Here is a 13,389-nt window from a genome sequence, read left to right as displayed (position 1 = left end):
TCCGCATCCTTTCGATCCTGACCGCGAGCGGCCTTCTGGCCCTGGCCGGGCTCGCCCAGGCTGCGGAGCCGTCCCCCCTCTCTGTCTACTCGGAGCCTGCGCCTCCCCCCGTGAAGGATCGACCTCTCGAGCCGGGCGCCGTCAGCCAGACCCTCGGCCTCTCCCGCATCGCCTCCGGGCTGCGCCACGGAGCGCCCTATGGCCTGGTCATGTGGGGCAGGAAATGCCCCATAAGGAGCTTTGAGACCTGGGACGAGGTCAATGACGGGTTCGAGAAGAGCGAGGTCGACGACCGGATCTTCCATGAGACGCTGACCGGCCTCGGATTCCGGGTTGCGGGGGACCCGACCGACCTCTTCCGCGACGCCGACGCGCCCGCCGGAGACCTTCAGGTCGGCGCCCTGATCGTCGATTACACGATTGCGGTCTGCAGCGGCTTCATGCCGGGGGAGCAGAGATACGAGTTCGAAAAGGCCCAGGGAGCCGGACGCGGCCAGATGACGGTGGACTGGCAGATCTATGTGCCGGCCCTGTCGCGGACCATCGCCCGGGTCCGGACGACCGTGCGGGTCGAGATCAACGACCCGGTCATCAATGTCCCGGAGGCGGTCTACCAGGCGCTGTTCAGGGATAGCTTGCGCGCCATGGCGGCTGATGACGCCTTCCGGAAGGCCGCCTTGACCCCGATACGATCCGAGTCGGGCCTGGTGGAGCCGCCATCGGCTGATGCGCTTCGGCTCCCCGCGGCCAAGGCTGCAGTCACCGTCTCCGATGCACACAGGGCGGTCGCCGTCGTCACGACCGGCGCCAGCCTGGGGAGCGCCTTTCTGGTGTCTGATCAGGGTTATCTGCTCACCAACCGGCATGTGGTCGGCTCGACCCGCCTTCTGAAGCTCAGATGGTCGGACGGGTCGGAGAGCATTGGTGAAGTGATCCGGTCGGATGCGGGACGGGATGTGGCGCTGATCCGCACGGACCCTCGCCCGGATCTCGCCTTTCGGCTTCGCGCCGAACCGATCCGGCAGGGAGAGACGGTCTACGCCATAGGAACGCCCATGGAGACCCGGCTTCAGGGAACCCTGACCCGGGGCGTCGTCTCCGCCAGCCGGACCCTCGCAGGCTACCGGTTCATCCAGAGCGACGCGGCCGTGAATCCCGGCAACAGCGGCGGCCCCCTCCTCGACGAGTCCGGGCGGGTGGTGGCCATCACTGTGTCGCGGTACGCCTCAAGCCCGGATGACGGGGTGCAGGGCCTGAACTTCTTCATTCCGATCGAGGACGCCATGAGGTTTCTGGCGCTATCCATCGAGCCGCGCTAGTCCTCGACAGGTGACGCCGGGTCCCGACCGGCGATCCTGATGCAGAGGGTGATCCATGCTGCGCCGAACCTTCCTGGCCACAATCCCGTTCCTCGCCGCGGCTGGGCCGGTCGCCGCTCAGAGCCGGGCGGACAACCCCAACCGCAATCGCCCCGATGTCGGCCCGGGAGACCGGATCGACGGGGCCACCTTCGCCAGCCGGAGCGCCGCCTGGGGCGTCAACGGTGCGGCCGCCACCGCCCACCCCCTGGCCACCCAGACGGCGATCGATGTCCTGCGCAAGGGAGGGTCGGCGGTCGACGCCGCGATCGCCGCAAACGCCGTCCTCGGCTTTGTCGAACCCATCGCCTGCGGGATCGGCGGTGACGCCTTCGCCATGCTCTGGGATCCCGCTTCAGGCCGCGTAGAGGGCCTCAACGGATCCGGCCGAAGCCCGCGGGCCTTGAGCCTGGAGACCGTCCGTCAAAGGTCGGTCCGGGGGCTCATCCCTTCCTTTGGCGCCATCTCGGTCAGCGTACCGGGGGCGGTGGACGCCTGGTGGACCCTCCATCAACGCTACGGAAAGCTGCCCTGGAAGGCGGTCATGACCCCGGCGGCCGAACTCGCCCGCGCCGGCGCGCCGGTCAGCCAGAACGTCGCCTATTACCTGGCGAGGTCCCTGCGCAACTTCACAAGGCCGGACTCCGGCGTCGAGGAAGTCGAGAACTTTCTCAGGACCTGGGCGCCGAATGGACGTACGCCTTCCGAGGGCGAGGTTCTCTCCAATCCGGATCTCGCCCGCACCTATGACCTGATAGGCGAGGGGGGACGCGACGCCTTCTACGAAGGCGAGATCGCCGAGCGGATCGAAAGATATTTCGCCCGGATCGGGGGCTGGATGACGCGGGCGGACCTGGCGGCGCACCGCTCCCGCTGGGACCCGCCCCTCAAGACCCTCTATCGCGGGGTCGAGGTCTTCGGCCTCGCGCCGAACAGCCAGGGTTTGGCCACCCTGCAGATGCTGAACATCCTGGAGACCTTCGACCTCGCAGGCATGGGCTTCCAGTCCGCGGGCGCGATCCACCACGGCGCGGAGGCCAAGCGGCTGGCCTTCGAGGACCGGGCCCGATACTTCGCCGACCCTGACTTCGCCCGGATACCCACGGACTGGCTCCTGTCGCGCGAGTATGCGGCCCAGCGGGCGAGGATGATCCGGCCCGACGCCATACTGACAGGCCTGCGACCGGGACAGGCTCCGTCCCGGGGGGACACCACCTACCTCTGTACGGCGGACTCCGACGGCATGATGGTCTCCCTGATCCAGTCCAACTATCGCGGGATGGGGTCCGGCCTGACGCCGGACGGCCTCGGCTTCATGCTCCAGAACCGAGGGGAGATGTTTGCGCTGGCGGACGGTCACGCCAACATCTATGCGCCGGGCAAGCGCCCCTTCCAGACCATCATCCCCGGCTTCGCCGTCCGTGATGGCGCGCCCTGGCTGGCGTTCGGCGTCATGGGGGGCGATATGCAGCCACAAGGACAGGTTCAGGTCCTCTCGAACATGGTCGATTTCGGCCTTGGCGTTCAGGAGGCGGGGGATGCGCCGCGCTGGCGGCACGAGGGCTCGCCCGAACCGACCGGCGAGGCCGCCCGGCCTGGCTCCGGCCTGCTGCGTCTGGAGACCGGTGTGCCGAGGTCGACCCGCGAGGCCCTGGCGGGCCTCGGCTGGAAGATCGGCGAGAGTGACGGCGGTTTCGGCGGCTATCAGGCGATCCAGCGCTGGCCGGGCCGCTATGCGGCCGCCACGGAGATGCGCAAGGACGGGGTCGCGCTCGGCTGGTGATCCCCGGCCGGGGGACCGGGTTTCCGGCGCCTCTAGAACTCGTCCTCCATCAGGGAGCGGAACTGCTCGAAGATTTCGGCGGCCCGGGCCTCACCCGCCGGGGCCGCGGTCTCACCCGGAGAGGGACCGGCGCCATCGCCGGAGTTCGAGGCGGGGTCTGCGAGCGCTCCGGTCAGCCGTCCGACGACCAGCCCATTCTGGACGAGGACCAGGACGTCCTCGCCGGTCAGTCCGGCCAGGAGCGCCGCCGCCCTGGGGGGAAGATCGTCGAGGTCGAGCTGCTTCATCCGCTCCACTTTAGACCGCCGCGTCCAGGGGACAAGATGTGGGTCCGCGGGCGGGCATGGACGCGGGAGCCGGAACCGGCGACAATCCGGCCTCCGTAACCGGAGACGACGCGCATGGAACCGATCCCCGCAGGTCACGCCCTGGCCCTCTGGAGCGCCCTCCATATCCTGCTCCTGCTCGGCCTGTCCCTGCGGGTGGTCCAGCAGCGGCGACGGCATGGCGTGGCCATGGGCGATGGCGGCGTTCCGGAGCTGGCCTGCGCCATCCGGGCCTTTGGGAACGCGACGGAGTATATCCCGATGGGGCTTGTCGGACTGGCGGCCCTGACGCTTGCAGGCGCGCCTTCCCTTGCCGTGCATCCGGCGGGACTGGTGCTGTTCGGGGGCCGTGTCGCGCACGGGATCGGACTGTCGCGGTCGGGCGAGGCCTCTCGGCTGAGGGCCGCCGGCGTTGCGGCGACCTGGGGGGCCTACATCTACCTGGCGGTCGCCCTCCTGTTTTACGCCCTGCCCTGAAGTCCCGGACCGGGCCGCTTGCCCCGGGCCGGGCGGGCGGCCATATGGCGTGCATGAGCAGTGAACTCTCAGCAGATCTGGTCGCCGACGCCCTGAGGGCTGGCGCCGACGCCGCCGAAGCGGTGGAGGCCGAGCATCAGGCCCTTTCGATCACGGTGCGCCATGGCGCTCTGGAAGAGGTCGAGCGCGAGGAATCACGGGACCTGAGCCTGCGCGTCTTTGTCGGCCGGAGGCACGCCACGGTCTCTGGCTCGGATGTCTCCAGGGAAGGGCGCGCCCGCCTCGTGGAGAGGGCCGTCGCAATGGCCCGTCTGGCTCCCGAGGACCCATGGTCCGGTTTGGTCGAGGCCGAGGCCCTAGCCTCCGGACCCCACCCGGACCTGAATCTGTTCGATCCGGTCGATCCGGACCCCGAAGTCCTCGAGTCACTCGCCCGAAGGGCGGAGGCCGCCGCCCTGGACATGCCCCGCATCGCAAACTCCGACGGCGGTTCGGCTTCGGCGTCCCGGTCAGCCTGGCGTCTGGCGGCTTCCAACGGTTTCTTCGGCGAGCATCGGGCCACAGGCTACCATGTGGGGGCCTCCGTCATCGCCGCCGAGGGCGAGGGCATGGAGAGCGGCTATGACGGCCTGTCCCGCCGCTGGTTCGCGGACCTGCCCACACCTGAACAGGTCGGCCGTGAAGCCGCACGCCGCGCGGCCTCCCGCCTGGGCGCCCGGAAGATCGCCTCCACCACCGCGCCGGTCATCTTCGAGAACCGGATCGCCACCTCGCTCCTCGGCCCCTTGATCGGCGCCATCAGCGGTCCGTCGGTGGCCCGGGGCGTCTCCTTCCTCAAGGACCGTCTCGGTCAGCAGGTCTTCGCTCCCGCAGTGACGATCCTTGACGATCCGCACGTGTCGAAAGGCCTCGGGTCGTCGCCGTTCGATGACGAGGGGGCCGCCAACCGCCGTACCGCCCTGGTCGACAAGGGGGTCCTGACCACCTGGCTGCAAAACGCCGCCTCGGCCCGCCAGCTGGGCATGGCGCTCACCGGGCACGCCTCGCGCAGCTCGGCCGGTCCGGCCGGCGTCGGGGTCTCCAATCTCACTCTGGAGGCCGGGGACCGCGACCTCGCCGGCCTCATGGCCGATGCGGGGACGGGGCTGCTGGTCACCTCCATGTTCGGCCCGTCCCTCAATCCGAACACCGGGGACTGGTCTGTGGGCTGTTCGGGATTCTGGTTCGAGGACGGCGCGGTCGCCTTCCCGGTCTCTGAGATCACGGTTGCAGGCGCCTTGCCGGAAATCTACGCGCGCCTGGTCCCCGGCGCCGACCTGGAGATGCGCGGCGCGGCCAACTCTCCGTCCCTGCTCGTGGACGCCCTGTCGATTGCGGGAAAGTAACCTCCTCCGATCCACGGTTCAGGGCTGAGGAGACTGCCCATCCCTGTAAATCGGCATGAACAGCCCCCATTTCCCGGAAATCCGGCAAGGTCCACTGATCCTTAACCCCAGGGGGCCTACCGAGCTATCGAACCGGTTCAGGGAGTGGCCGCCATGCCTCATCGCCAGCTTCTTCACCTCGTCATCGGCGGAGAGCTCAAGAATGTGGAGACGATCGAGTTCCGCGACCTGAGCAAGATCGACCTGGTCGGCGCCTACGCCAGTTACCAGGAGGCCGTCGAGGCCTGGCGGGCGAAGGCGCAGTCGACCGTGGACAACGCCCTCATGCGCTACTTCATCATCCACGCCCACAAGCTGCTCGATCCCGACGCGGACGAGCGCGCGCCCTGACTCACTCCCGTCGAAGCACCGACTCGGTCAGCCACCTGCCCCACATGTTGGAGCGGAAGTCGGCCTTGATCGCGGCCGGGTCGTAGGCCGGGCTGTCGACCCAATCCAGGAAGCTCAGGCCCGCAGGCTCCCCTTCGGCGAGGTAGCGCTCGAAGGTATAGTCCAGGACGCCTGTCTTGCCGGCCTTGATGTGCAGATACTTCAGGCTGAGCTGGGCCATGGCCTCGCGGATCGGAACCCCCTTGCGGAAGTGCAGGTAAAGGACGCTCATGATGCCCGCCCGGTCCGCCCCGGACTTGCAGTGCATGAGCGCCGGGTACGCGAGGCCTTCGAACAGGGCCTTGGCGCCGTGCACCCGGGCCCGGCTCGGGACCTCCCGGGAGGTGATGGTGAAGTCCACCAGGTTCAGGCCGAGGCGCGCGCAGGCATCCTTCTCCAGGGCGTAGAAACTGGCGTCGAACCCGCCGCGTAGGTTGACCACCGTGCGGATCCCGCGCGCCTTCCACGCCTCCAGCTGGAACGGCCAGGGCTGGTTGGCCCGGTACAGCTCCTCCGACACCGCATGGGCGTTGGAGAAGCGCAGGCGCAGGAAGGCGTGGTCCTTGAGCAGATAGTCAAGGTAGGCGCGCCGCCGCCCCTTCGGCGTGGTGAGGTCAAAATCCGCCAACTGGGGGCTCCTGCGTGGTGCGCTCCTATCTAGGGCGCCGGCGCCGCACCGCAAACCCCGCCGGTTCGCCCGCCGGGGCGACATCTTGACTTCCCCGTCCTGAGAGCCGACGCCAGCGTGATGAACGCCCAGGCTGATCCAGACCGGCTGTCCACCCGCGACATCCTCGCAAGGACCTGGCGCGTCTATATGGCGTCGCGTTGGCCGAGCCTGGCCCTGGCCGGCCTCGCTGCGGTGGTCGTGGCCGCGCTCAGCGCCATGCTGGTCCAGATCCTGGAACCTGCGATCAACGACCTGTTGGGCGACCCCAAGCCTGGCGCCCTGCTCGCCATCCCCCTCTCCATTGCCGGCCTCGCCATCGCGCGGGGCCTTGCCCAGGTGATCCAGGCGACCCTGGTGAACCGCACCGGGAACGCCGTTGTCGGCGACGTCCAGGTTCAACTCTTCGGCAGGCTGGTCCGCGCGGACCTCGCCCGCCTGAGGTCCCAGCACTCGGGGACCTTCGTCTCTTCGGTCCTTTACGACGCAGGACTCATCCGCGAGGCGGCGACGGCCGGGCTGATCAACTACACCCAACACGCCCTGACCGTTCTCGCGGCGGTCAGCGTCATGCTCTCCAAGGACCTTGTCCTGTCCCTGGCCGTGATGGTCGCCGCCCCTTTCGCCGCCCTGATCATGCGGCGCTATGCGCGAAACACCACCAGCGCCGCACGGGGCGCCATGGCGGAGACCTCGGCCCTGTCCACTGCGGTGATGGAGAGCCTCGACGGCATCCGCGTGGTCAAGATCGAGAACCGCGAGGCCTTCGAGGAGACGCGCGTGGCCGAGGTGATCCGCCGGCGGCAGACCTTCCTCGTCAGGGGGGCGGACGCCAGGGCCCGAGCAGCGCCGGCCACCGAGACCCTGATGACCCTGATCACCGCCGCCGTCATCGCCTGGGCGGGCTACCGGTCCCAGGACGGCGGGATGAGCGCCGGCGCCTTCGTGGCGTTCATCGGCGCCCTGGCCCTGGCCTCCCAGTCGCTGAGGCAGTTGGCCAACCTGCAGACCGTGTTCTCTGAGGGGCTGTCGGCCGCCCGCCGTCTCTACGCCGCCCTGGATGTCGAACCCGAGATCCGGGACCAGCCCGAGGCCCGCGAGGCCTTGCCCGGGCAGGGTCGCGTGTCCTTCGAGGACGTTCATTTCTCCTATGGCGAGGGGCCTGAGGTGCTTGCGGGGGTCAGCCTCTCCGTCGATCGCGGTGAGACCGTGGCCCTGGTCGGACCCTCCGGCGGCGGGAAATCGACGCTCCTGAACCTCATTCCCCGGTTCTACGATGTCACCGGCGGACGGGTGACCCTGGACGGACGCGATGTTCGGGACCTGACCCTGGAGTCCCTCCGCCGCCAGATCGCCCTGGTCACCCAGGAGCCCTTTCTGTTCGACGACACGCTGAGGGCCAACATCGCCTATGCGCGCCCGGAGGCCACGCAGGCTGAGATCGAGGCTGCGGCCCGCGCCGCCGCCGCGCATGACTTCATCCTCGCCCTCCCGCAGGGCTACGAGACCCAGGCCGGAGAAGCCGGCCTCAGGCTCTCCGGCGGCCAGAGGCAGAGGATCGCCATTGCAAGGGCCTTCCTGAAGGACGCCCCGATCCTGCTGCTCGATGAGGCGACCAGCGCGCTGGACTCCGAGAGCGAGGCCCTCGTCCAGTCCGCCCTCGCGCGCCTGATGGAGGGGCGGACGACGCTGCTCATCGCTCATCGCCTGACGACCGTCCGCAATGCAGACCGGATCTACGTGCTGGACCAGGGCCGGATCGTTGAAAGCGGAACCCATGAGACCCTGGTGGACGCCGGCGGCCTTTATGCCCGCCTTGCGGGCGCGGCCGATCTCGAAACCCTTGGGGACGCCTCGTGAAGGGTTTGCTGCGCCGCCCCGGGGTTCAGGCCTTCCTCGGGTGGGTCCTGGCCGGCTACCTCATTCTCATCCGCCGGACCACACGGTGGCGCCATGAAGGCCTTGAAGCGCTCGAGCCGATGTTCACCTCGGGCCAGGGGGCCATCGGCCTCTTCTGGCATGGGCGCATTCCGCTCTGTCTCGGGATGGCCGCGACCTGGTGGCGCAAGCCGAACCGGCGATGCCTGGTGTCTCCGTCATCGGACGGCGAGTTTGTCGCCCTGGCCCTGGAACGTGCGGGATTCCCGGCCATCCGAATGTCCACCGCCAAGAAGGGAGACTCCGCCAAGGCCCGCGCGGCGGTCGCGGCCTTCCGGGAGGCGGTCCAGCATGTCGCCGGCGGCGGCGTGCTGATCATCACCCCCGATGGTCCGCGAGGACCGAACGAGGAGATCGCCGCCGGCGCCCTTCAGATCGCCAGGCGCACCGGGGCGCCGGTCTTCCTGACGGGCCTGGCGGCCTCACCCTCGATCCAGATCGAGAGCCTGTGGGACCGGGCCATGGTCGCCGCGCCCTTCGGACGCGGCGTCTGCGTCTGGGAAGGCCCCTACCACGTCCCGCCGGACGCCAGCGACGCGGAGATCGAAAGTCTCAGGGCGGAATGGTCCGCACGGATGTCGGCCGCGACCCGGCGCGCCGAGGCTCTCGTGGGGCGAGCCCAGGTTGATCGCGCGGCCGGCGGGTGACAGACAGGACCCATGCCCCACGACCACCCCAGCCACTCCCAGGGCCCTGATCGGGCCCCCGGTCCGGACCGTGGGGTCCGGCCCCATGGCCACGGGCATCATGGTCACGGGCATCATGGTCACGGGCATCATGGTCATGGCGGCCCGCAGGCGGATTTCACCGGAGCCTTCGCCCTGGGCATCCTTCTCAACGCCGGCTTTGTCGCCGTCGAGGTGGCGGTGGGGCTCTACGCCGGCTCCCTCGCCCTGCTCGCCGATGCGGGGCACAACGCCACCGATGTCCTGTCCATGATCCTGGCATGGGGCGCAGCCGTCCTGGCGCGGCGCCCCCCAGGCGCCCGGCATACCTACGGCCTGGGCAAGGCCACGGTCATGGCCTCCGTCACCAACGGCGTGCTGCTGGTCGCAGCGGTCGGCGCCATCGGCTGGGAGGCCGTCCAGAGGATCGCCACGCCCTCTCCTGTCGCCGCGGGGCCGGTGCTGGTGACCGCCGCCATCGGGGTGGTGATCAACACGCTGACGGCCCTCCTCTTCCTGCGCGGCCAGCATGACCTGAATGTCCGCGGCGCCTTCCTGCACATGGTCGCAGACGCTGCGGTCTCGGCAGCCGTCGTCCTGTCTGCGGGCCTGATGCTGCTGACGGACGGCCTGGAATGGCTCGATCCCGCGCTCAGCCTGGTCATTGTGGCGGTCATTCTTTACGGAAGCTGGGGGCTTCTCCGGGACTCCGCAGCCATGGCCCTGGACGCAGCGCCGGCCGGAATCGACGTCGCTGAAGTCCGGGCCTGGCTCGCCGCCCGGCCGGGGGTCACCGAGGTCCACGACCTGCACGTCTGGTCCCTCTCGACCACGCGAACCGCCCTCACCGCCCACCTGGTGCGGCCCTCGGGCGAAGCGCCCGACGCCTTCCTCGCCGAGACCACCCGCGGCCTCGCTGCGACCTTCGGGATCGACCACGCCACCCTGCAGGTCGAGACCGGGGACCTGGACTGCGAACTCGCCCCGGACGAGGTGGTGTGACCCTCCCCCTCGCCCTCTATGGCCTTGCGACCGGGCTGGCCGAGCCCCTCGCCCCCTTCATCCTGAAGCGGCGGGCGAATGTGGGGCGGGAAGACGCCCTGCGTCTGGACGAGCGACTCGGACGGACCGGGTCGCCCCGCCCGCCGGGCCCCCTGGTCTGGCTGCATGGGGTCAGTGTCGGCGAGACGGTCTCCCTTCTCCCCCTGGTGGAGGGTCTCAGGGCCCGCCGCCCCGACCTCGGCCTCCTGGTGACCTCGGGCACCCGCACCTCTGCGGAACTCCTGGGGCGGCGGCTGCCGGCCGGCGTCCGCCACCAGTATGTTCCCGTCGACACCCCCGGCGCGGTCCGCCGCTTCCTGAACCATTGGCGCCCGGACCTCGGCGTCTTCGCCGAGAGCGAGCTCTGGCCCAACCTGATCCTGACCGCCCGTCGGCGCGGGACCCGCCTGGTCCTGGCTTCGGCGCGGATCACGGAGGGCACGGCCAGGACCTGGCGCCGCGCCCCCGCGAGCGCCCGCAGGCTCCTGTCCGCCTTCGACCTGATCCTGCCCCAGGATCGGGCCACCGCCGACCGGCTCAGGGGCCTCGGGGCCGACTGCGGTCGCGAGCTGAACCTCAAGCGGGCCGGCGCGCCCCTGACCTTCGACCCCGCCGAACTCGCACGACTCCAGCGGCTGGCGGCGGGTCGCCCGGTGGTCGTCGCCGCCAGCACCCACCCGGGGGAGGACGCCCTGATCGCCGAAGCCGCCGAGGGACTGGGGGCCCTGCTGGTCATTGCTCCCCGGCATCCGGAGCGGGGCGCGGGCATCGCCGCCGCCCTCAGGGCGCCCCGCCGTGCCCTGGGCGAAGACCCGGGCCCCGAGACTCCGGTCTGGATCGCCGACACCCTGGGCGAGATGGGCCTCTTTTTCCGACTGGCGGATGTGGTGGTGATGGGCGGCAGTTTCCCGGGCGGGATCGGCGGCCACAACCCCCTTGAGCCGGCGCGGCTGGGCGCCCCGGTGATTACCGGGCCCGACATCGCGAACGCGGCGGATGTCTATGGCGAGATGTTCGACGAGGTCTGCGCCCTGACGGCGCGGGATGGTCCGGACCTCAAGCGCAAGCTGGCCGGACTGCTGGCGGACCCGATGCTGCGACGCCGGATGCGCGAGGCGACCCTCGGCTACGCCGCACGCCAGGGCCAGGCCCTGGAGGACGCCCTCGAGGACCTCGAGCCCCGCCTTCCGCCGCCGGCGGCGAAGACATGAAGCTGCCCACGCCGCGCTGGTGGTATGTGCGGGAGGGTCGCCCCGGGCCACTCCTGCACCTGCTGCTTAAGCCCCTGTCCTGGGTCTGGGCGGCGGCGACCGCCCGTCGCATTGCCCGCGGACGGCCCGTCGACCCCGGCGTCCCGGTCATCTGCGTCGGCAACCTCACCCTTGGCGGCACGGGCAAGACCCCGGTCGTCGCCGCCCTCGCGCGCCGTCTCGCCGGGAGGGAATGGCGCCCCGCCATCCTGTCGCGGGGCTATGGCGGAAGCCTGGAGGGACCCGTCCGGGTGGATCCGTCGCGCCACGCCGCCAGCGAGGTCGGCGACGAGCCCCTGATGCTGGCGGCCGCCCTGCCCGGCGTGGCCGTCTGGGTGGCCCGAGACCGGGTCGCCGGCGCCCTGGAGGCCGCCCATGAGGGCGCGGACATCATCCTTCTGGACGACGGGCACCAGAATCCGGCCCTTCGGAAGGCTCTGTCCCTGGTGGTCAGCGACGGAGAGACCCGGGACGGCGAATGGCCCCTGGGCGATGGCGGGGTCTTCCCGGCCGGACCCTTGCGTGAGCCTCTCGCCGCAGGGCTGGCCCGCGCCGACGCCGTCATCCTTCTGTTGCCGGCGGACCTGGAGGCCCCGGACCCTGACCTTGTCGCCGCTCTCTCCGGGCCGCCCCTCCTCCGGGCTCGGCTGATCCCCGAGGGGGCGCCGCCTGAGGGTCCTCAGGTCGGCTTCGCCGGCGTCGGCAAGCCCTGGAAGGTGGAGCGGGCCCTGAGGGCGGCGGGCTGCGACCTGGTCGACTTCGCGGCCTTTCCCGACCATGCGCCCTGGACCCCAGCGCGGCTGGATGCGCTGGACGACCTGGCGCGTGCGCACGGCGCGGGTCTGGTGACGACCTCGAAGGACTGGGTGCGCCTGCCCCCGGCCTGGCGCGAAAAGGTCAGAGCCTGGCCAGTCGAAGCTGTCTTCGACTCCCCGGCCGAGGTGGACGCCCTGTTCGAGCGCCTTCCCCGCCCCGGAGCCTGATCAGGCGCCGGCCCGCTGGGCGAAGTGCCAGGCCGCAGAGGCCAGCTGCGGCACCCGCTCTTCCATGGCCGCGGCCTGCGGGCTGTTGGCCGTGCCGTCCCGGGCCCGACCAACGATACCCTGGCAGATGCCGGCCAGGCGGAAGAGGTTGTAGGCGAAGAACCAGTCGACGTTCGGGACCTCGGACCTTCCCGTCAGGCGGCAGTACTCCGCAACGGTTTCCTCAACCGTCGGTATGCCATGCGCCGCAAGGTCGGGAATGCCGGCGATGGTCCCGTTCACCCAGTGCATCAGGAAGTAGGTGAAGTCCGCCATGGGATCGCCCAGGGTCGACAGCTCCCAGTCCAGCACGGCGATGACGCGCGGCTCGGTCGGGTGCAGCACCATGTTGTCCAGCCTGTAGTCGCCGTGGACGACGGTGTTTCGGTCCTGGTGCGGCAGGGTCCGGGGCAGCCACTCCATCAGCCGCTCCATGGTGTCGAGCTTGACGGTCTCGGAGGCGCGGTACTGCTTGGTCCAGCGATCGACCTGACGGCCCATGTAGTTGCCGGGCTTGCCGAAGTCCGACAGGCCGACCGCATCGACGTCGGTGTTGTGCAGGTCGGCCAGGGTCTTGATCTTGGCCATGTAGATGGCCCGGCGCTCGGCGGGCTCATACTGGGGCAGGGTCTGGTCCCAGAGGATCCGGCCTTCGACCATATCCATGACGTAGAACCAGGTGCCGATCACCGACTCGTCGGTGCACAGGCCATAGGTGCGGGCCACCGGGAACCCGGTGGGATAGAGGGCGGTGATGACCTTGTACTCGCGGTCGACGGCGTGGGCCGAAGGCAAGAGCTTGCCCGGCGGCTTGCGCCGCATGACGTACTTCTTGCCCGGAGTAACCAGCTGGTAGGTCGGGTTGGACTGGCCGCCCTTGAACTGGCGGACCTCCAGCGGCCCCTCGTAACCCTCGACATGGGCTTGCATCCAGGCGGCCAGCGAGGCCTCGTCGAACCGATGCGAGTCGACGACCGGCTTGGTGCCGGTGTTGGCGGCCTCGCGTTCCTGTTCCGGCGTCATGGCCATGATGCTCGCTCCCCTCGGC

Annotated in this window: 13 protein-coding genes; 10 read left to right on the top strand and 3 right to left on the bottom strand. The window is 70.0% G+C overall.

The window, feature by feature from the left end; all coding sequences use genetic code 11:
* The coding region (locus INE98_RS06980) for a trypsin-like peptidase domain-containing protein (RefSeq protein ID WP_293537692.1) at positions 1 to 1,319 on the top strand (1,319 nt) is incomplete at its 5' end.
* A gap of 55 nt (positions 1,320 to 1,374) precedes the next feature.
* Complete coding sequence (locus INE98_RS06975) at positions 1,375 to 3,141, top strand: gamma-glutamyltransferase family protein (RefSeq protein ID WP_293537690.1); 1,767 nt, start codon at positions 1,375 to 1,377, stop codon at positions 3,139 to 3,141.
* A 32-nt stretch (positions 3,142 to 3,173) separates the two neighbouring features.
* On the opposite strand, the gene INE98_RS06970 is transcribed toward INE98_RS06975, so the two are convergent.
* Positions 3,174 to 3,428: a hypothetical protein gene (locus tag INE98_RS06970; protein WP_293537688.1), complete on the bottom strand. Its 255-nt coding sequence runs from the start codon at positions 3,426 to 3,428 to the stop codon at positions 3,174 to 3,176.
* 114 nt (positions 3,429 to 3,542) lie between these two features.
* On the opposite strand from INE98_RS06970, the gene INE98_RS06965 reads away from it, so the two are divergent.
* The 3 genes from INE98_RS06965 to INE98_RS06955 all read left to right on the top strand — a co-directional run bounded on the left by INE98_RS06965 (position 3,543) and on the right by INE98_RS06955 (position 5,719).
* Entirely contained in the window at positions 3,543 to 3,944 is a 402-nt protein-coding gene (locus INE98_RS06965; protein ID WP_293537687.1) for an MAPEG family protein, read from the top strand.
* Positions 3,945 to 3,997: 53 nt separating this feature from the next.
* A complete protein-coding gene (locus INE98_RS06960) occupies positions 3,998 to 5,329 on the top strand; it encodes a TldD/PmbA family protein (protein WP_293537685.1) in 1,332 nt (443 codons plus the stop codon).
* Positions 5,330 to 5,482: 153 nt separating this feature from the next.
* Entirely contained in the window at positions 5,483 to 5,719 is a 237-nt protein-coding gene (locus INE98_RS06955) for a DUF4170 domain-containing protein (RefSeq protein ID WP_293537683.1), read from the top strand.
* A gap of 1 nt (position 5,720) precedes the next feature.
* Here INE98_RS06955 and INE98_RS06950 read toward each other — a convergent pair whose 3' ends face one another.
* Complete coding sequence (locus INE98_RS06950; RefSeq protein WP_293537681.1) at positions 5,721 to 6,386, bottom strand: tyrosine-protein phosphatase; 666 nt, start codon at positions 6,384 to 6,386, stop codon at positions 5,721 to 5,723.
* Between the two features lie 120 nt (positions 6,387 to 6,506).
* Here INE98_RS06950 and INE98_RS06945 point away from each other — a divergent pair, with 120 nt between their 5' ends.
* The 5 genes from INE98_RS06945 to lpxK are packed head-to-tail and all read left to right on the top strand — an operon-like array spanning position 6,507 to position 12,302.
* Complete coding sequence (locus INE98_RS06945; protein ID WP_293537679.1) at positions 6,507 to 8,285, top strand: ABC transporter ATP-binding protein; 1,779 nt, start codon at positions 6,507 to 6,509, stop codon at positions 8,283 to 8,285.
* Positions 8,282 to 9,010: a DUF374 domain-containing protein gene (locus INE98_RS06940; protein ID WP_293537678.1), complete on the top strand. Its 729-nt coding sequence runs from the start codon at positions 8,282 to 8,284 to the stop codon at positions 9,008 to 9,010. Before INE98_RS06945 ends, INE98_RS06940 begins: the two co-directional genes overlap by 4 nt.
* Before the next feature lie 12 nt (positions 9,011 to 9,022).
* A complete protein-coding gene (locus INE98_RS06935; RefSeq protein ID WP_293537676.1) occupies positions 9,023 to 10,030 on the top strand; it encodes a cation diffusion facilitator family transporter in 1,008 nt (335 codons plus the stop codon).
* Complete coding sequence (locus INE98_RS06930; protein WP_293537674.1) at positions 10,027 to 11,280, top strand: 3-deoxy-D-manno-octulosonic acid transferase; 1,254 nt, start codon at positions 10,027 to 10,029, stop codon at positions 11,278 to 11,280. Before INE98_RS06935 ends, INE98_RS06930 begins: the two co-directional genes overlap by 4 nt.
* A complete protein-coding gene (gene lpxK / locus INE98_RS06925; protein ID WP_293537672.1) occupies positions 11,277 to 12,302 on the top strand; it encodes a tetraacyldisaccharide 4'-kinase in 1,026 nt (341 codons plus the stop codon). Before INE98_RS06930 ends, lpxK begins: the two co-directional genes overlap by 4 nt.
* Here lpxK and INE98_RS06920 read toward each other — a convergent pair whose 3' ends face one another.
* Entirely contained in the window at positions 12,303 to 13,370 is a 1,068-nt protein-coding gene (locus INE98_RS06920) for a phosphotransferase (RefSeq protein WP_293537670.1), read from the bottom strand.
* Positions 13,371 to 13,389 lie beyond the last annotated feature (19 nt).

The organism is Phenylobacterium sp. (assembly GCF_020253645.1).
Classification (GTDB): Bacteria; Pseudomonadota; Alphaproteobacteria; order Caulobacterales; family Caulobacteraceae; genus Phenylobacterium.
This window is presented reverse-complemented; position numbering and strand designations above follow the sequence as displayed.